Annotated in this window: 17 protein-coding genes; 8 read left to right on the forward strand and 9 right to left on the reverse strand. The window is 66.4% G+C overall.

Features of this window, described 5'->3' with window-relative positions:
• Window positions 1-20 precede the first annotated feature (20 nt).
• The gene (locus IE122_RS11710; RefSeq protein WP_189621353.1) at window positions 21-464 is read right to left on the reverse strand and encodes a PilZ domain-containing protein; all 444 of its coding nucleotides are present in this window, start codon (window positions 462-464) and stop codon (window positions 21-23) included.
• 158 nt (window positions 465-622) lie between these two features.
• Window positions 623-1,324 carry an arylesterase gene (locus IE122_RS11715; RefSeq protein WP_189621354.1) on the reverse strand — a complete coding sequence of 234 codons (702 nt, stop codon included), beginning with the start codon at window positions 1,322-1,324 and terminating at the stop codon, window positions 623-625.
• Window positions 1,325-1,374: 50 nt separating this feature from the next.
• On the opposite strand from IE122_RS11715, the gene IE122_RS11720 reads away from it, so the two are divergent.
• Entirely contained in the window at window positions 1,375-2,082 is a 708-nt protein-coding gene (locus IE122_RS11720; protein WP_189621355.1) for an ABC transporter ATP-binding protein, read from the forward strand.
• Window positions 2,075-4,606 (forward strand): ABC transporter permease, encoded by a 2,532-nt coding sequence (locus tag IE122_RS11725; RefSeq protein WP_229814063.1) that lies wholly within the window; start codon window positions 2,075-2,077, stop codon window positions 4,604-4,606. The genes IE122_RS11720 and IE122_RS11725 overlap by 8 nt, the downstream gene beginning before the upstream one ends.
• 6 nt (window positions 4,607-4,612) lie before the next feature.
• On the opposite strand, the gene IE122_RS11730 is transcribed toward IE122_RS11725, so the two are convergent.
• The gene (locus IE122_RS11730; RefSeq protein WP_189621356.1) at window positions 4,613-5,098 is read right to left on the reverse strand and encodes an RDD family protein; all 486 of its coding nucleotides are present in this window, start codon (window positions 5,096-5,098) and stop codon (window positions 4,613-4,615) included.
• Between the two features lie 143 nt (window positions 5,099-5,241).
• On the reverse strand, window positions 5,242-7,977 hold the full coding sequence (locus tag IE122_RS11735; RefSeq protein WP_189621357.1) for a TonB-dependent receptor: 2,736 nt from the start codon (window positions 7,975-7,977) through the stop codon (window positions 5,242-5,244).
• 272 nt (window positions 7,978-8,249) lie between these two features.
• Here IE122_RS11735 and typA point away from each other — a divergent pair, with 272 nt between their 5' ends.
• Complete coding sequence (gene typA / locus IE122_RS11740) at window positions 8,250-10,082, forward strand: translational GTPase TypA (protein WP_189621358.1); 1,833 nt, start codon at window positions 8,250-8,252, stop codon at window positions 10,080-10,082.
• Between the two features lie 83 nt (window positions 10,083-10,165).
• Here the strand turns inward: typA and IE122_RS11745 are convergent, their stop codons facing one another.
• Window positions 10,166-10,939 (reverse strand): outer membrane protein, encoded by a 774-nt coding sequence (locus IE122_RS11745; protein WP_229814065.1) that lies wholly within the window; start codon window positions 10,937-10,939, stop codon window positions 10,166-10,168.
• A gap of 361 nt (window positions 10,940-11,300) precedes the next feature.
• On the opposite strand from IE122_RS11745, the gene IE122_RS11750 reads away from it, so the two are divergent.
• Together IE122_RS11750 and IE122_RS11755 are read left to right on the forward strand one after the other, a co-directional pair.
• On the forward strand, window positions 11,301-11,648 hold the full coding sequence (locus tag IE122_RS11750; protein WP_189621360.1) for a hypothetical protein: 348 nt from the start codon (window positions 11,301-11,303) through the stop codon (window positions 11,646-11,648).
• Window positions 11,649-11,910: 262 nt separating this feature from the next.
• Entirely contained in the window at window positions 11,911-12,414 is a 504-nt protein-coding gene (locus IE122_RS11755) for a hypothetical protein (protein ID WP_189621361.1), read from the forward strand.
• Window positions 12,415-12,550: 136 nt separating this feature from the next.
• Here IE122_RS11755 and metW read toward each other — a convergent pair whose 3' ends face one another.
• Entirely contained in the window at window positions 12,551-13,165 is a 615-nt protein-coding gene (gene metW, locus IE122_RS11760) for a methionine biosynthesis protein MetW (protein WP_189621362.1), read from the reverse strand.
• Window positions 13,162-14,268 carry a homoserine O-acetyltransferase MetX gene (gene metX / locus IE122_RS11765; RefSeq protein ID WP_189621363.1) on the reverse strand — a complete coding sequence of 369 codons (1,107 nt, stop codon included), beginning with the start codon at window positions 14,266-14,268 and terminating at the stop codon, window positions 13,162-13,164. Before metX ends, metW begins: the two co-directional genes overlap by 4 nt.
• A gap of 132 nt (window positions 14,269-14,400) precedes the next feature.
• Between metX and IE122_RS11770 the strand changes: the two genes are divergently transcribed.
• From IE122_RS11770 to IE122_RS11780, 3 genes are all read left to right on the forward strand, one after another.
• On the forward strand, window positions 14,401-15,531 hold the full coding sequence (locus IE122_RS11770; protein WP_189621364.1) for a pyridoxal phosphate-dependent aminotransferase: 1,131 nt from the start codon (window positions 14,401-14,403) through the stop codon (window positions 15,529-15,531).
• 238 nt (window positions 15,532-15,769) lie between these two features.
• Window positions 15,770-16,696, forward strand: coding sequence for a prephenate/arogenate dehydrogenase family protein (locus tag IE122_RS11775; protein WP_189621365.1), 927 nt, complete (start codon window positions 15,770-15,772; stop codon window positions 16,694-16,696).
• A gap of 74 nt (window positions 16,697-16,770) precedes the next feature.
• The gene (locus IE122_RS11780) at window positions 16,771-17,547 is read left to right on the forward strand and encodes a transglutaminase-like domain-containing protein (RefSeq protein WP_189621366.1); all 777 of its coding nucleotides are present in this window, start codon (window positions 16,771-16,773) and stop codon (window positions 17,545-17,547) included.
• Window positions 17,548-17,570: 23 nt separating this feature from the next.
• Here the strand turns inward: IE122_RS11780 and IE122_RS11785 are convergent, their stop codons facing one another.
• The gene (locus IE122_RS11785; protein WP_189621367.1) at window positions 17,571-18,260 is read right to left on the reverse strand and encodes a lysophospholipid acyltransferase family protein; all 690 of its coding nucleotides are present in this window, start codon (window positions 18,258-18,260) and stop codon (window positions 17,571-17,573) included.
• Between the two features lie 10 nt (window positions 18,261-18,270).
• Window positions 18,271-18,801 (reverse strand): YdcF family protein, encoded by a 531-nt coding sequence (locus tag IE122_RS11790; protein ID WP_189621368.1) that lies wholly within the window; start codon window positions 18,799-18,801, stop codon window positions 18,271-18,273.
• Window positions 18,802-18,811 lie beyond the last annotated feature (10 nt).

An 18,811-nucleotide genomic window follows, 5' to 3' on the forward strand; every position in this document is an offset into this window, starting at 1 on the left:
CCTGACGTTCCTTCCTGTCTCTAAATCCGCCGCAACCGGGGATCGGCTTCCGGACGCGGGAGGCGCAGGCTCTCACCCACCCGCCAGTCGATGGCCCCAGCGAGGCCGGCGTTGCGGCGCTGGGTGGCGATGGCGAGTTGGCGGATGTCGAGCGCGCCGGTCAGCTTGACGCCGCAGGCGGTGCCCTCGTTCCAGCAGATATCGCCTTCGAGCAGGATCGCGCCGGGCAGGGTGATGCGCACCCGATCGCCGCGCCGGGGCACGAGGCCCATCGCGGTGATGCACAGCCCTTCTTCGGAGACATTGCGCACGATCGCGTGCTGCACCGGGATCGAGGGGCCTTCCAGCAGCGCCCGGATCAGCGTGCGCTGGCGCGCCGGGCGATCGGGAAACAGCGCATGTCGCGCCATCGCCTCGCGGCTGATCGCGCGCGGGTCGCCAGACGATCCGTATGATGCAGCCATGCCCTGTCCTTTCGAGACGGCGTTCTTTGAGACGGTCCCAAGGATAGAACGGCGGGGCATCGCCACGGGTTAACCGCGAGATCGGCAGAACTGCGCAGGCAATGGATTGTATTGCGCGCGCGGCTCACATTTTTTCGCGAAAGGCGGGCTGAAACCTTTCAGCCTGCCGGTTTCGGCAACGCGCTGACCACCTCGTCGACCGTGGCGGTGACGATCGCATCGACGCCGATGGCGGTGGGATGGACGTGATCGGGCTGGATCAGGTCCGGCTTGTCGATCACCGGCTGAAGGAAGAACGGCACCAGCACGGCATCGTACTTCTCCGCCAGTTGCGGATAGATCGGGTTGAAGTCCTTCGCGAAATCCTTGCCCAGGTTCGGCGCGGCCATCATGCCGAGCAGGATCACGCGGATATGATCGCGCTGGAACCGCGCGAGGATCGCTTCGAGGTTGCGGCGCGTCTCCACCGGCGACAGCGCGCGCAGCATATCGTTTCCGCCCAGACTGATGATCGCCAGATCGGGCTTCACCGGCTGGCTGTTGAGCGTGAAGTCCAGCCGTTGCAACCCGGCGGCGGTGGTATCGCCCGATACCCCGGCATTGGCGATGCGCGCATTCACGCCGCGCGCGCGCAGGGCCTGTTCCAGCCGCGCCGGATAGCTTTCGCCGTCTTTCAGCCCGTATCCCGCCAGCAGCGAATCCCCGAAGGCAAGGATCGGTCGTTCCGGGCCTACGACCGGCAGCTCGGCTTCGGCCGCGGTTTCCGAAGGTGCGGGCGCAGGTGCTTTGTCCCCGCAGCCCGCGATGAGCAGGGCGGGCCCCAGTGCGAGGGCGAAGAAACAGGAGGGGCGAGCGCGCATCGGCAATTCTTCCGTCAGGGCCAGTTGTCCGGCGTGGGACCGGCACCCATATGGCGCGGGTGAACAGCCCTCGCCAGCCCCATCCCCCCATCATCGCCACCGATTTGCGCCTGACCCTGGGATCCGGGCAAGGCGCGGTGGAAATCCTCAAGGGCATCGACCTGATCGTGCCGCACGGCCAGACGGTGGCGCTGCTGGGGCCGTCAGGGTCAGGAAAATCCTCTCTCATGGCCGTTCTGTGTGGCCTCGAACGCGCCAGCAGCGGTGCTCTGACCGTGGCCGGGCAGGACTTTTCCGCGCTCGACGAAGATGCGCTGGCCCGCGCCCGGCGGGGGCGGATCGGCGTGGTCTTGCAGGCGTTCCACCTGCTGCCGACGATGACCGCGCTGGAAAACGTGATGACGCCGATGGAACTGGCCGGGATCGCCGACGCCCGCGATACGGCGCAGGCGGAACTGGCGGCGGTGGGGCTGGCGCATCGCCTGTCGCACTATCCGCAGCAGCTTTCCGGCGGCGAGCAGCAGCGCGTCGCCATCGCCCGGGCGCTGGCACCCCGCCCGCCGCTGGTCTTCGCCGACGAGCCGACCGGCAACCTCGATCACGCCACCGGCGAAGCGATCATGGACCTGCTGTTCACCCGTCGCCGCGAAACCGGCTCGACGCTGGTGGTGATCACGCACGACCCGGCGCTCGCCGCGCGATGCGAACGGGTGGTGACGCTGGCCGATGGCCTGATCGCGAGCGACACGCTTGGCTGATCGCCCGACCCGCCTGTCCTGGGGCACTGCCTGGTCACTGGCGCGGCGCGATCTATCGGCGCGGTTCCGGGGCCTGCGGCTGCTGCTGGTCTGCCTGTTCCTCGGCGTCGGCGCGCTGGCCGCGATCGGCACGCTGACCGGATCGATCGAGCGTGAGCTGTCAACGCGCGGCCAGCAGATCCTCGGCGGCGATATCGAACTTCGGGTCTACCAGCGCGATCTGACCGGCGAAGAGCGCGCGGCGCTGCAACCGGTCGGCACCCTTTCGCCCGGCTATCGCCTGTCGGCCATCGCCAGCAAGGGCACGGCCAGCGCGCCGGTTGCGCTCAAGGCGGTGGCGGCGAACTGGCCGCTCTACGGGACGCTGGAACTCAAGGACGGACGCAAGGTCGGGGCACCGCCGGCCGGGTCGGTATGGATCGCGCCCGGCACGGCGGCGCGTCTGTCCGCCGGCAAGGGTGACACGATCCGCGTAGGCGGCGTGCCGGTCAAGATCGGCGGTATCATCGCGGTCGATCCCGAACAACTGGGCGAAGGCTTTGTGCTGGGCGATACGCTGGTGTCGTCGCTGGGCCTGCCCGAACAGGCCGGGCTGCTCGCACCGGGAGCGATGTATCGCAGCGCAACCCGCGTGCGGCTGGACGGCACGGCCGATCCCCAAGCGCTGGCCGAAACCCTGAAGACGCGCTTTCCCGATGCCGGGTTCGAAATCCGCACCCGCGCCAAGGCCGCTCCGGCGGCCGAGCGGCTGGTGACGCAGATGAGCCAGTTCCTGACCTTGGTCGGGCTGGCGGCGCTGGTCATCGCCGGGATCGGCATCGGCGGCGGCGTGGCGTCCTATCTCGACGCGCGCCGGGACGCGATCGCCACGCTCAAGGTGCTGGGCGCGACCAGCGGCGATATCGCGCGGATCTATGCCCTGCAGGTGGGTGCGGCCGCTTTGGCAGGCAGCGCGGCAGGGCTGGCCGCCGGTCTGGCGGTAACCCCGCTGCTGGCCGGCGCGCTGGGCCGGGTGCTGCCTGTGGCGACGGGTTTCGTGGTCTCGCCGCAGGCGCTGGTCACCGCTGCCGCTTACGGACTGCTGGTGGCGCTGGTGTTCACCGCCCCGCCGCTGCTGCGCGCGCGCAGTTTCCCGGCAATGGCGCTGATGCGCGCCCGGGTCGCGCCGCTGCGGCTGGCGGCGCGGCAACTGGCGCTGCCGGTGGGGCTGGGGCTGGCGGGGATCGCCGCCCTGGCGCTGGCCGGTGCTGCGCAGCCGCTGCTGACCGCCGGGTTCCTGGCGGGGGCGGCGGGGATGATCGCGCTGCTGGCGGGGGCAGGCTGGGCGATCCGCACCGGCGCCGCCCGCCTTCCGCGCCCGCGCAACCCGATCTTGCGCACCGGCCTAGCCAACCTCCACCGCCCGGGCGCGCAGACCGGCGCGCTGGTCACCGCGCTGGGCTTCGGGCTGACCGCCTTCGTGATGATCGCCGGGGTTCAGACCAGCCTTGACGGCAATATCCGCAAGACCGTGCCGCAACGCGCACCCGATCTGTTCGTGATCGATGTGCCGCGCACTCGGGCAGAAGCGTTCGTGCGCCAGATCACCGCCATCGACCCGGCGGCGCGGGTGCGGCTGGTGCCGAACCTGCGCGGGCGCATCCTCGCCTACGGCCCGGCTGGCCGGATGACGCGGGTGGCCGATCTGCCTGAAATTCCTGACGACGCCTGGGCCCTGAGCGGCGAGCGGGGACTGACCTATTCGCAAGACGTACCTGAGGGTAATGTCGTCACTGCGGGAGCCTGGTGGCCCAAGGATTATAACGGCGAGCCGCTGGTTTCGGTCGACGAGGATTTCGCCAAGGCCGTCGGCCTCACCGTGGGGGACCGCCTCACCATCGGCTTGCTCGGGGTCGAACGCAGCGCGCGGATCGCTTCGCTGCGGCGGATCGACTGGGATTCGATGGGCTTCAATTTCCTGCTGGTGTTCTCGCCCAATGCGATTGCCGATGCGCCGCACAATCTGGCCGCCACGGTCGAGGTTCCGTCCGGCGAATCGGCGGAAGCGCTCTTGCCAGTGCTGGTGCGTGCCTTCCCCTCCAGTTCGGTGATCGAAACCGGGGCGGTGCTGCGCGAGGCCCGCAATCTGGTGGACCAGATGTCGAGCGCGATCCTTGCCGCCGCCTCGGTGACGGTGCTGGCGGGGCTGGCGGTGCTACTGGGCGCGATCGCTGCCGCCCGCGCCACCCGGTCCTACGATACCGCGATCCTGCGCGTGCTCGGTGCCAGCCGCGGGCAACTGATCGCGATGCTGCTGGCGGAATACGCGCTGATCGCCGCCGTTCTTGCGGGGATCGCGCTGATCGCCGGCTCGACGCTGGCCTGGGCGGTGATCGTCCACCTGTTCGACTTCACCTGGCTGCCCGACTGGCCGCGCGTGCTGGCGGTGCTGGGCACCGGCCTGGCGCTGATCCTGGGCTTCGCCTTGGCAGCGACGCTCCCGGTGCTGCGCGCCCGGCCGGCGCGCACGCTGCGAGAACTATAACGCCAGCTACTCGAACACGCCTTCGAGCGAGCGCACTTCGGCGGGGTTGCGCGTCTTGTAGACCAGCGTGCCGGCGATCTTGTCATGCAGCCCCTGCTTGCGCGACGAGAACGCGACCATGATGAAGCCGATCATGAAAACGAAGGCCGAAATGTACTTGGCGAAATAGCGACCGGTGGCCCGGCCGAAGCTGATCCGTTCACCCGTGAGGTCGGTGACCACAACGCCGACCGCCAGCTTGCCGACAGTGGCCTGCAAGGACGAGCTTTCCATCACAGCGCTGTAAAGCCAGCCGAGCGCCAGCGTAATGAGGCTCAGCCCGCTCATCGCGCTGGCCATCGCCAGCGGGTTGGGTTCGCCCCGTGTGAACATCGAGGTGAACGCGAGGCTGACGCCGAAAATCGATCCGACGATCGAGAACGCCACATTCAGCACGAAGCCATCGATCAGCGCGGCCACGAAGCGCCGCCAGAACCCGCCGTAACGAACCATCCTTGCCCCCTCCTTGCGAATGGCCGCAGACTGTCATGCCTTGCGCCCTTTGCAAATGGAAAAGGCCCAATGGAAAAGGGAGGAACCTTGCGGCTCCCCCCTTCCCCTCCTCTCCCACTCTTCCGGTGGTTGGGCTCTTGAACTCAGAAGGTGTAGCGGGCTGCCACGCCATAAGTGCGCGGCTGGTTGGGGTAGCCGCTGATCGAACCGGGCTGGGCCGGGCTGTCGAAAATCTGCAGGATCGTGCGATCGTTCAGCAGGTTGCGTCCCCACACCGTCAGCGCCAGCCCGTTGCTGAGCTGGTATGTCAGCGAGGCATTAAGGTCGTTGATGTCCTGTTTGAATTCCTGCGCGGCGGCCAGGGCGTCGGCGATGCTCGAAGGGGTGGGGTTGCCCGCGGTGTCGCGCACCAGCAGCCCCGGCAGCCCCTCGACCAGGCGGAACGGCGCTTCGTAATGAAAATCGACATGGGCGATCAGCTTGTCACCGCCCACCGGCTGCACGAAATCCGCCCCCCAGGTGACCGATAGCGGCGAGATGCCGGCAGGTGTGCTACCCGAAAGATCGCCGAACGCCGAAAGCTTGAAGCTGTCGTACTTGGGATCGAGATAGGTGACCGCCATCGACAGGGTCAGCGGATCGATCGGCCGGGCGGTGCCTTCGAACTCGATCCCGAACGAGGATTGCTTGCCGGCATTGGCGAGGAAGAAGCCGGAGCCGGTAAAGATGTTCGACTGGAAGTTCTTGATGACCTGCTTGAACACCGCGAGGTTGAGCCGCACCAGTCCCCAATCGGCCTTGATCCCCGCTTCGTAGGCAGTGGCCGTTTCGGCATTGGCGAAGCGGCTCCCCGGCATCAGGTTAGTGACCGCCAGCCCCTGCGCGCGCAGTTCCGCCAGATCGGCCGGCGTCGGCAGGCTGTTGCGCGACAGGTTGACCGAGGCCGCCTTGTACCCCGTCGCGTAGCTGGCGTAGAGGTTCACCTTGTCGGTCAGATCATAGGCGACGCGGGCGGTGTAGCTGAAATGGCCGTCGCTGACCTTGCCCGGCTCTACCGGGTTGGGCACGTTCTGGAACGGCGGGAAATACTGCAGCGGCTGCAGCGCCAGCAGTCCGTTCACCGCCGGGTTGGCCTTGTTAGCATCGGCGAACGCGCCCACTCCGGCGCTGACCTGCCCGAACGCGACCGGATTGGCTCCGGCGAACGCGCCGATCTCCGCAGCGGTGGCCGGCCGGCCCAGCGCGAGGATCGAGCCGACCTGCGTGGCAAGCCCCTGCTGGAAAATCGCCGTGCGCCCGTCGGCCACCAGATCGATCCCGGCGAAGGTATCGTTCGAACTGACGGCAGTGGCAAAGCGCTTGGAATCGTGCGTGTAGTTGACCCCGCCGGTCACCTTGAGGCCCGGTGCCACCTCGAAATCGAGCTGGCTGAACACCGACCATGCGGTGTTCTTCAGGCGATAGGCTTCGGTCATCCCGGTGCCCGATTCAAAGAAATCGCCGACGTACTTGGCCGGGCTGCCTTCGAGCGATCCCAGGATCAGTTCAAGGTCGTTGGCGTCGCCATGCCCGATATTGCGCACCGGACCGCCCGACGCCGCGGTCAGGCTCTGCACCACCAGATCGGCATAGCCGCGCGCCTGCGTGCCCCAGGACACTTCGTTCGCCTGATCGATCTTCTCGCGGAAGAAATATCCGCCGATCAGCCCGTGCAGCTTTTCGCCCACATCGAAGTTGGCGCGCAGTTCCTGCGTGAAGGTCTTGATCCGCAGGTCCTGCCAATTGCGGCCCAGCAGATCGGCGCTGGAGAAATCGGAATCCTGGTCGGTCACCGCATCGGTGCGGCGATAGGCGGTGATCGAGGTCAGTTGGACATCGCCCAGATCATAATCGACCTGGCCCGAAAAGCCCCAGTTCTTGATCTTGTTCGAACTTTCGAAGTTGTAATGGGCGATGTTGTCGAACGCCTGATCGGGCGTGTTCACCGCGCCGCCCAGCGCGAAGATCGCGGCGGTGGGCACCGCCGCGCGCAGGTTGACAGCGGCGCAGCAGTTCTCGTCGATCTTGCCGTAATCGCCGATCAGCCGGACCGAGAGATCGTCGTGGTTGTCAAACAGCAACTGGCCGCGCGTGAACCAGCGGTCGCGTTCGTTGGTACGCTGGCCGGTGTTGAGATCGCGGACGATGCCGTCGCGCTTGTTGACGCCGCCGGCCAGGCTGGCGGCAATCGTATCGCTGATCGGCCCGGTCACCTGACCTTTGACGACCATGGCGTCATGGTTGCCGTAGCTCGCCTCGAAATTGCCGCCCAGTTCGAAACGCGGCTTTTGCGTCACGATCGAAATGACGCCGGCCGATGCGTTCTTGCCGAACAGCGTGGACTGCGGGCCGTGCAGCACCTCGATCCGTTCGACGTCGGGAAAATCCGCGATCATCGAGGCAGAGCGCGAACGATAGACGCCATCGACGAACAGGCCGACCGACGGTTCGATCCCGGCGTTGTTCGCGCCGTTGCCGAACCCGCGAATATAGAAATTGGTGTTGGCGCTGGATTGCAACTGGTTGACGCGCAACGACGGCACCAGCGATTGCAGGTCCCGCAGGTCACGGATCTGCGCGCGCTCGATCATGGCCTGGCTCGTCACGCTGACGGCGACCGGCACCTGTTGCAAGGTCTGCTCGCGCTTGAGCGCGGTCACCACGATCACGTCCGTGCCGGCATCCTCCGCCGCCGCATCTGCCGCCCGCTCCTGCGCCAGCGCCGCGCCGCTGCCGAGCATGCCGATCGCACCGGCTCCCGCCAGCAGCGCCAGCCGGCGCAGAGCCCGCGCACGCACGGTCGTGTTGGAAAAGCGATCCCGCTGGTTATGCTTGCGCATCCCCTTGCCTCCTGCCGACGGCCGCCCCGTGTTGACCCGGGTGGTCCGTCTGTTGATTTTCTGCCGCCTGCATAGAAAGTTCCCCGGCTACATACAATCGATGCCAGTATTCTGGCTGTCGACAACTGACGCCGCGCGACTATTTGGCCACACTGTGGCACATACGCAAAAACGCCGCCGCGCTTGCCGGAATCGCCCGCGTCAGGTAAGGGCGCGCCAATTTTGCGATGCAGCATGGATCGCGAACCATCCCTTTTATTGAAAGTCATCCGATGTCCGCCCCGCTTCCCCTGCGCAATATCGCCATCATTGCGCACGTCGATCACGGCAAGACCACGCTCGTCGATCAGTTGTTCCGCCAGTCCGGCACCTTCCGCGACAACCAGCGCGTGGAAGAACGTGCGATGGATTCCAACGACCTCGAAAAGGAACGCGGGATCACCATTCTGGCGAAGCCGACGTCGATCGAATGGAACGGCTATCGCATCAACATCGTCGATACGCCCGGCCACGCGGACTTCGGCGCGGAAGTGGAACGCATCCTGTCGATGGTCGACGGGGTCATCCTGCTGGTCGACAGCTCGGAAGGCGCGATGCCGCAGACCAAGTTCGTCACCAGCAAGGCGCTGGGCCTTGGCCTGCGTCCGATCGTGGTCGTCAACAAGATCGACCGTCCCGACGGCCGCCACGCCGAAGTGCTGGACGAGGTGTTCGACCTGTTCGTGAGCCTTGACGCCAATGACGATCAGCTCGATTTCCCGACGCTCTACGCCTCCGGCCGCAATGGCTATGCCAGCGAGGACCCGGACGCGCGGTCAGGCACCCTCACCCCGCTGTTCGAGAAGATCATCGAACACGTTCCCGCGCCCGAGGCCGATGTCGATGGACCGTTCAAGTTCCTGGTCACGCTGCTCGACCGCGACAACTTCCTTGGCCGCATCCTGACCGGCAAGGTCCAGTCGGGCACCGTCAAGGTCAACGATCCGATCCGTGCGCTCGACAATGACGGCAAGATCGTCGAAGTCGGCCGTGCCTCCAAGCTGCTGGCGTTCCACGGGCTCGATCGCATTCCGGTCGATGAAGCCAAGGCGGGCGACATCATCTCGATCGCCGGTCTGACCGCCGCCACCGTTTCCAACACCATCGCCGACACCACGGTGACCGAGCCGCTGCACGCGCAGCCGATCGATCCCCCGACGCTGTCGATGCGCTTTGCCGTGAACGATTCGCCTATGGCGGGCCGCGAAGGCAGCAAGGTCACCAGCCGCATGATCCGCGACCGCCTGGCGCGCGAAGCGGAATCGAACGTCGCCATTCGCGTCACCGAAAGCGCCGACAAGGACAGCTTCGAAGTGGCCGGGCGCGGCGAACTGCAGCTCGGCGTCGTCATCGAGACGATGCGCCGCGAAGGTTTCGAGCTGGGGATCAGCCGCCCGCGCGTGCTGTTCCTCGAAGACGAGGACGGCAAGACCACCGAGCCTTACGAAACCGTCGTCATCGATGTGGATGATGAGTATTCGGGCACCGTCGTCGAGAAGATGGCGATCCGCAAGGGCGAGATGACCGACATGCGCCCCTCGGGCGGCGGCAAGACCCGCATCACCTTCTCGGCCCCGTCGCGCGGCCTGATCGGCTACCACGGCGAATTCCTGTCCGACACGCGCGGCACCGGAATCATGAACCGGCTGTTCGAGAAGTACGGCCCCTACAAGGGCAAGATCGAAGGCCGCAAGAACGGCGTGCTGATCTCTAACGGCGCGGGCGAGGCAGTGGCCTATGCGCTTGGCCCGCTCGAAGAGCGCGGCGTGCTGTTCGTGGGCGCCGGCGAGCCGCTCTACGAGGGCATGATCATCGGCGAGAATGCCAAGCCCGACGATCTCGAAGTCAACCCGATGAAGTCCAAGCAGCTCACGAACTTCCGTTCGACCGGCAAGGACGACGCCATCCGCCTCACCCCGCCGCGCGTGATGACGCTGGAACAGGCCATCGCCTATATCGACGACGACGAGATGGTGGAAGTCACCCCCAAGTCGATCCGCATCCGCAAGGCCCTGCTTGATCCGCACGAACGCAAGAAGGCGAGTCGGAAGAAGGAAAACGCCTGACCGCAGTCGGTTGGCGAAAAAAGGGCGGCACCCCGGCAGGGATGCCGCCCTTTTTGCGTTTAGGGTCAGGACCCTGGCCGGCCTTAGAACTGGAAGCCGAGCGTTGCCCGAACCGAATGATAGTCGAACCGGTTGTTGCTGCCCTTGAGACGGGTCGAGCCGGAGTCGAGGAGGAACGGGTTTGTTGCCGGGGCCGTTCCCTGCGTCACGAGAACCCTGTAGTTCTTGTCGTTATAGCGGTTGTAGAGATATTCCATGCCCAGGCTGACCGAATCGGTCAGCATGATCTCGGCACCGCCACCTGCCTGCCAACCCCAGACGCCCTTCTTGTCTCCTTGCGGAGTGAAATCGTTGGCCATGTTGGTGGTCGCGAAATCGTGGTCGATCCGGGCGTAGCTGCCGCCGCCGGTCACGTAGAACAGAGCGCCGCCGTTAGGCGTGTAGCCCGCACGCAGACGCGCTGATGCCGAATAGTCCATCTTGCGCTGGACGGTGTAGCTTGCAGGCGTGGTGCTGAAGCCGCTGGTTGCGTCGCGCGCGCCGCCTTTGGTGCCTTCGATCAACCCGCCAAACACGAAGTTGCCCATGCGCCGGTCATAGCCGATGCGGGCACCGTACTCCGCCTTGTCCTTGTCGGCGCGGCAACCCGCTGCAGGCGTGGCACCGTTTGCCGCGCCGTTGCAGAACCCGGGGCCGAACGCATCCACATCGGCGATAGTGGTGACCTGATCATCGTATTTGCCATCATTGGTCGTGTCAAAAACAAGGGTGTCGTCGCGATCACCCGCGTTCATCTGCAATCCGCCGAAAATCTGGACATAGGGGCCATCGAAATGCGTGGCGCGACCTCCATCCATTTCTTGGGCAGAAGCAGTGGTACCCGAGAATGCCAGCGCCATTGCTATGGCAACGCCGGACACGGGGGCAGAAATACGTCGCATTAAAATCTCCTTGGGTGGTTCTAGCCGAAGCATGATTTGCCAAAGGCCTGAAACCGCCCAGGCGTTGCCGCCGCGCGTAAAGAATTGTGGGGTGTTGCCTATCCGCCACTCCAGCGACGGCTTCCCGACTCATTCTCGCGGTTCACAAAAGTTCACCGAAACATGAACGAATCCTGCAAACCCGCTTCCGTCCGCGTTCAGTGTCGTGGCGGTAGACAGGCTTTAACGGGACAGGAACGCCGGATCGTCCGGCAGCAGTCCCCTCGGAGTTTGAGCCATGAAGTTCATCACCAAGGCCACCCTGGGCACCGCCCTTGCCGCTTCGGCCCTCGCCTCGGCGAGCCCGGCGATGGCACGTGACTATTACGGCCGTCGCGACAACGACAATACCGCCGCCGTTGCCATCGGCGCAGGTGTCGTCGGCCTCGCCCTCGGCGCGATCATCGCTTCGTCGAACGACCACGACAACGATCGCTACTACGAACGGCGCGGCTATTCCAACGACTGGCGCTATCGCGACGGTTACTACTGGGATCGCGACGGCCGCCGTTACAACCGTGACGACTACAACCGCTATCGCGGCGATCGCCATCACCGCGACTATGACCGAGAATGGAGGCGCTAAGCCGCCCTCCCCGCACTTGATGCATCAGCGACTGCTGCCTCCTCGGCGGTCGCCGGACGCCCGGCCCTTCCCCTGAAGGCCGGGCGTCTTCCGTTGCATATCCCGCCCTCCATCGACCGGCTGCCCCTCAGTGGCGACGGACTGACATTACGCTGTCGATACAATTCACGACGAGTTCACGGCCACTCTACGAAAGTGGACATCAAGGTGCCGGCCCCGCTCCGCCGTCAGCAGCAGGCCCTTCAGCAAGGAGTGACGCTTAATGAAAAAGTTTCTGACTCGCCTGGGCCTGGGCACCGTGCTGGCGGCGACAGCACTGACGGTCGCCGTGCCTTCAGCATCGGCTCGTGGTTACAATGATAGCGGTGACGATGTGGCAATCGCCGTCGGCGCGGGCATCCTCGGCCTTGCCGTGGGTGCCGCCATCGCTGATCGGGATGACGATCGCTATTACGACCGGGGCTATTACGGCCACCGTCGCTACGTTACCGTCCGCGATCGGCCAGGCTATTACTACTATTACGCGGGCCGGCCGAACCGCTACTACCGCGACCGCTACTACGACCGGTATTACGCTCCCTACTATCGCGAGCGGTGGGGCCGTAGTGGCAACTGGGGCCGCGGTTACTATGACCGCAACCGCTGGGACGATCGCCGCGATCGCTGGGACCGCCGTCATGACCGCCGCCATGATCGCTGGGATCGCCGCGACGACCGCTGGCACGACCGACACGACCATGACGACCGCCGCTGGCGGAACCGCTGATTTGGGCTGAGCGGATGCGTCGCTGGGGCCAGCGCTCAAGGGCCGCTGACCCCAGCTTCGTCATGCCCGCGTGTGTGGACTGCTGTCCGGAATAGTCGTGCGCGACAAGCGCGAATGCCGAAGGTGTCGAGTGTCGCTAACCCCGGCTCAGCAGGAACACCGCATGTTCCGCCCGCCAGTTGGCCGCCGCCGCAGAGCGCTCGCCGCCACCTTCGCCGAGGAACCACGCGCCTTCCACAGTGATGCCGCGCTGTTTCACCAGTTCGCGAAAGTCGTTCACCGTCAGGTGGTGTATGTTGGGCGTTTCGTACCACGCCACCGGCAGCAGCTTCGTCACCGGCATGCGCCCGTTCCACAAGAGCGAGGTGCGCACTTTCCAGTGGGCGAAGTTGGGAAAGCTGACGAAGGCCTTGCGGCCGATGCGCAGCAGGTCTTCCAGCACTTTATCCGGCCGCTTGGTGGTTTGCAGCGTCTGCGAAAGGATGGCGTAATCGACCGATCCATCGGGATAGAACGCGAGGTCCGCGTCGGCGTCGCCCTGGATCACCGACAGGCCCTTGCCGACGCAGGTCGCGACATCGGCCGGGTCCAGTTCCATGCCGCGCGTGGGACAGCCTTTGTCCTGCGCCAGCGCCTGCATCAGCGTGCCGTCGCCGCAGCCGACGTCGAGCACGCTGGCACCGGGGGCCACGTTGGCGGCGATCACCGCCAGATCGGGGCGCAGCGCGCGGGTGGTGCCCGGCGCGCTCACCCCAGGAACCCTCCGACCACCTTGTCGAGCGCGGGCACGTCGAGCAGGAAGGAATCGTGGCCGTATGGCGCAGAAAGCTCGACGAAGCTGACCGGCAGACCGGCGGCGTTGAGGGCATGGGCGATCAGCCGCGATTCGGCGGTGGGATAGAGCCAGTCGGTATCGAAGCTGACCAGACACCAGCGCGCCTTCGATCGGGCGAAGGCATTGGCCAGCAGGCCGCCGTGCTCTTCCGCCAGGTCGAAATAGTCCATCGCCCGGGTGATGTAGAGGTACGAATTGGCGTCGAACCGGTCGGTGAACGAAATCCCCTGATGGCGCAGGTAGCTTTCGATCTGGAAATCGGCATCGAAGCCGAAGGTCTTTTCGGCGCGGTTCTGCAAGCGGCGGCCGAACTTGTCGGTCAGCCCCGCCTCGGACAGATACGTAATGTGCGCCGCCATCCGCGCCACCGACAGGCCCTTTTCCGGGCCCTTGCCATAGGCGTAATATTCGCCCTCGCGCCATTCGGGATCGGCCATGATCGCCTGCCGGCCCACTTCGTGAAAGGCGATGTTCTGGGCCGAATGGCGCGCCGTCGATGCGATCACCAGCGCCGCACGGGTCCGCTCCGGGAAGTTGGCGGCAAGGCTCAATGCCTGCATCCCCCCCATCGAGCCGCCGACCACGGCGTGCAACTGCTCGATCCCTAGGGCATCGAGCAGGGCCACGTGGCCGCGCACCATGTCGCGGATGGTGATGACGGGAAAGCGCATCGCCCAGGGGCAGCCATCCATCGCCAGGCTGGCGGGACCGGTCGATCCCATGCAACTGCCGATGACATTGGCGCAGATCACGTAATAGCGATCGGTGTCGATCGGCTTGCCGGGGCCGACCATGCGCACCCACCAGCCGGGCTTGCCGGTGCGCGGGTGATCGGTGACGACATGCTGATCGCCGGTCAGCGCGTGGCAGATGAAGATCGCGTTGTCGCGCGCGGCGTTCAGCCGGCCATAGGCTTCATACGATATCCGCACGCCGGGCAGCGACTGACCGCTGTCCAGCGGCAGCGGGGCAGGCAGGTCGAGCACGGTGCTCACGTCGAGAAGCGGGGCGCTGGCCATGGTTTGCTGCCCAAGTGGGGGAGCGCGGGGGCGCTGTCAATCACGGGGGGACGCCGGGGTGGCGAGCCAACGGGGCGGGGCGCACGGCGGCACTGTCATTCGCCGCGCCGCTGGGCTAAAGGCGCGCGCGTCATGACCGAAATCCAGACGCTCGCCACCGCCGCGCCCATCGCCCCCCGTCCCAAGCCATGGATCGCCGGCATCCATGCCTACGTGCCGGGCAAATCGGCGCGCGACTTCGGGGAAGGGCGGCGGCTGGTCAAGCTGTCGGCCAATGAAAACCCGCTGGGCACCAGCGCGGCGGCGCTGGCGGCCAAGGCGCTGGCACCGGCGGTCTACCCCGATCCCGACTCCACCGCGCTGCGGGCGGCGCTGGGGGCAAAGTTCGCGATCGATCCGGCCCGCATCGTCATGGGCACCGGATCGGACGAGCTGCTCCACATCGTGGCGCAGGGCTATGCCGGGCCGGGCGATGAAGTGATCTACGTGCGCTATGGCTTTGCGGTCTACGATATCGCCGCGCGCCGCTGCGGGGCGACCCCGGTGGTCGCGCCCGATGCCGATTACGGCACCGACGTCGATGCGCTGCTGGCGCTGGTGACCCCGCGCACCCGGGTGGTGTTCGTCGCCAACCCGAACAACCCGACCGGCTCTCATCTGCCGGGTGGCGAGATCGCCCGCCTGCATGCGGCGCTGCCCGCCGATGTGGTGCTGGTGATCGACCAGGCCTATGGCGAATATGTCGCCCCCGAGGATGACGATGGCGCGCTGGCGCTGGCGGCGGCGCATGACAATGTGCTGGTGACGCGCACCTTCTCCAAGATCTACGGCCTTGCCGGCGAACGCATCGGGTGGGCGACCGGGGCTGCGGGCCTGATCGACACGCTCAACCGCATCCGCGGACCGTTCAACGTCTCGTCCACCGGCCAGGCGATGGCCGAGGCGGCGCTGGCCGACACCGCGTTCGTCGAGGCGGCGCGGGTCCACAACCGCGACGAACGCGCGCGGTTCGTCGCGCGGATCGAGGCGCTGGGCAATCACGGCCTGCGCCCGCTGCCCAGCCAGGCGAACTTCGTGCTGATCCTGTTCGAAGGCGCGCTGACCGCCGAAGTCGCGTTCAACGGGCTGGCCGAGGCGGGCTACATCGTGCGCTGGCTGCCGGGCCAGGGCCTGCCGCAGGCGCTGCGCATCACTATCGGCCACAGCGCTGACATGGACGCCATCGCCGCCACGCTGCGGCAACTGGCGGAGGCGGCGCGGTGACGGCGTTTCGCGCAAAGGCGCAGAGGCGCGAAGGAATTCGGAAGCACGCAGAGACGCGGAGACGCGGAGGCCTTGCGCTTGCGGCGCAGCCGCACCTCTCTTCCCGCCTGGCGTTTTCGGCAGCCGTTGAACCAATGGGTTGTGCCTTCGGCACGGGGCAACGTCTCTGCGTCTCCGCGTCTCTCCGTGCAAACCTCTTCGCGCCTTTGCGCCTTTGCGCGAACCCGGGAGCAGGCCGATGAACTTTGCCCACGTAGCGATCATCGGCCTTGGCCTGCAGGGCGGCTCGATCGGGCTGGCGGTGCAGGAGTTCCTGCCCGGCACGCGGGTTTCGGGGTACGATCTGGACCCGGCTCATCGCGCCCGCGCGGCAGAGCGCGGGCTGGCGCATGTGGTGCATGACAGCGCCGAGGACGCGGTGCGCGAGGCGGATCTGGTGATCTTCTGCGTGCCGCCCGGCGTCATGGGCGATGCCGCCCGCGCCGTCCGCCCGGCGCTTCGACCTGACGCGCTCATCAGCGACGTGGGATCATGCAAGGGCTCGATCGCCCGCGCACTGGGCGAGGCGCTGCCCGATCACTTCGTCATCCCCGCCCACCCCGTGGCGGGGACCGAGCATTCCGGGCCCGATGCCGGCTTTGCGCATCTGTTCCGCAATCGCTGGTGCATCATCACCCCGCCGGAACAAACCGACCTGCTGAAACTGTCCGCGCTCGTCGAATTCTGGGAAGCGCTGGGTGCCAATGTCGAGCATATGAATGCAGAGCATCACGATCTCGTGCTCGCCGTCACCAGCCACTTGCCGCACCTTATCGCCTACACCATCGTCGGCACCGCCTCCGATCTGGAGAACGTGACCCAGAGCGAGGTCATCAAGTATTCCGCCGGCGGTTTTCGTGATTTCACCCGCATCGCCGCCTCCGACCCGACGATGTGGCGCGACGTCTTCCTCAACAACAAGGACGCCGTGCTGGAAATGCTCGGCCGCTTCACCGAAGACCTGACCGCGCTGCAACGCTCGATCCGCATGGGCGACGGCGAAGCGCTGTTCGGACATTTCGCCCGCACCCGGGCGATCCGGCGGTCTATCATCGAGGAAGGCCAGGACGATTCGCGCCCCGACTTCGGACGCGGCGATCACGAAGGCATCGTTCCGGCCGCATAAAAATCGTCGGCGCGGCGGGAGCCGTGGCCAGCTTGCATGAGTTACGGGGCAAACCACTCGGCAGGGGCTTGTTGATGCTGATCGAAATCGAAACCCGGCTGGACTATGTCCTGCCCGGCACCGCCGACGTCCTGCTCCAGCTCGAAGCGGCGATCATCCCGGAACAGTGCGTGCTCGATGCGCGCATCGCGCTGTCGCCGCTGGAACATTTCGCCCGCGTGCCGGGCCAGGATGAAATCGGCGAACGGATCTGGGTCCGCGCGGCCGAGCGGCTGACCGTAGAATATCAGTCGACCGTGCGGGTCGAACGGCTGGATGCCGATCTTGCGACCATCCCCGGCGTTCCGCCGCACCTGCTGCCCGGGCCGGTCGTCGCATATCTCTTCGCCTCGCGTTACTGCAATTCGGACAGCTTCGAGCAGTTCGTCAACGGCGAGTTCTGCGGGCTTGAAGGCGGCGCGCGGGTCGCCGCGATCCGCGACTGGATCGGCGCGAACCTGCGCTACGAACCGGGTTCCAGCGGTCCGGAGACCACCGCCGGCGATACCTTCAACGCGCGGCAGGGGGTCTGCCGCGATTACGCCCACCTGATGGTGGCCCTGACCCGCGCCAGCGGCATCCCCGCCCGCTACGCCAGCGTCTACGGCCTTGGCGTGGAACCGCAGGACTTCCACGCCGTGGCCGAGGTGTTCATCGGCGATGTCTGGTACCTCGTCGACGCCACGGGCATGACGACGGCAGCGGGAGCGGCCAAGATCGGCGTCGGCCGCGATGCCGCCGACGTATCGTTCCTGACCTGCTTCGGTGAAGCGCGCATGGAAGCCCAGTCGGTCAACGTGCGCGCGGTTTAGGCGGACGGGTCAGGCCGGCGGATTCAGGCCGGCGGATTGAGGGCGTTGATCGCGGCGTGGACCCGGGCTTCGATCTCGGTGCGCGGAAGGCCGGGTTCGATGCGTTCGCCCACCCGCATCGTGATCGTCCCCGAACGCTTCCAGCGGCGGTGGTAAAGCCGGCCGCTGTCGATCGCCACCGGCACCACCGGCAGGTTGAGCAGCTTGTAGATCCCGGCAAACCCCGATTGCAGCGGCGGCTGTTCGCCGGTGGCGACGCGGGTGCCTTCGGGAAAGATTACCAGCGGCCGGCCGCGCGCCGCGAAACCGCGCGCGCTGGCGACCATCGCGCGCAAGGCCTTGGCCCCCTGTTCGCGCTCCACCCGCACCGCGCCATAGGTTCTGGCGGCCCAGCCCCAGCCGGGCAGGTCGAGCAGTTCGGCCTTGGGGAAGGGCACCGGCCAGCGCATCTGCGCGGGGATGTCTATCGCCTCGAAGAAGCTTTCGTGCTTGGCCGCCACGATCACCCCTTCATCGGGCAGATCGCCTTCGATCACCACGCGGATGCCCAGCAGCCAGCGCGCGCATAGGCGGTGCCAGCGCGACCAGCCGCGCACGGCGAGCCGCAACGGCCGTTCGCCCAGCGCAGCGGCGGGAAAGCAGCTCAGGACGCTGACCACGGTGCCGGTATAGAAGGCGATGTAGAACGCGATATTGCGCAGGACGCGGATCATCGGTGCTCCCTTACGAGCCCCACAGGGCGATGATCTGTCGCGCCATGAGCTTGTGATATTCCAGAAACAAGGCGCTCAGGCTCGGCCGTGACGGTACGGCATCCGGCAGCAGCGTCACGCCGGCGGGCATTTCGCGCGCCGATTCGAGAAAGGCGCGCCGCATGTGCCAGTCCGCCGTCACCAGCCGCACCGATCGCGCCCCGCGCCTGCGCACCCATTCGCCCGCCTCGATCGCGTTGGAACGGGTGTCATAGGCCTTGTAGCCCAGGGTGATGCAGCAGCCCATCAGCCGGGCCGAAACCTTGTACTGCGCCGCGAACTCGCCTCGCTTGACCTCGCGGTCCACGCCCGAAACCAGCAGCACCGGTGCCTCGCCCGCGTGCAGCACATCAAGCGCATGTTCGATCCGGCCGCTGCTGCCGGTCAGCACGATGATCGCATCGGTGTGCCGCTTTCCCAGCGGCCCGGGCAAGGCAACCGCGAACCACACGAACCCGAACAGCCAGGCCAGCAGCAGAAAAGATACGAAGCGACGGAACATCTGCGTGGTC

It is taken from the genome of Novosphingobium colocasiae, assembly GCF_014652555.1.
GTDB lineage: Bacteria > Pseudomonadota > Alphaproteobacteria > Sphingomonadales > Sphingomonadaceae > Novosphingobium > Novosphingobium colocasiae.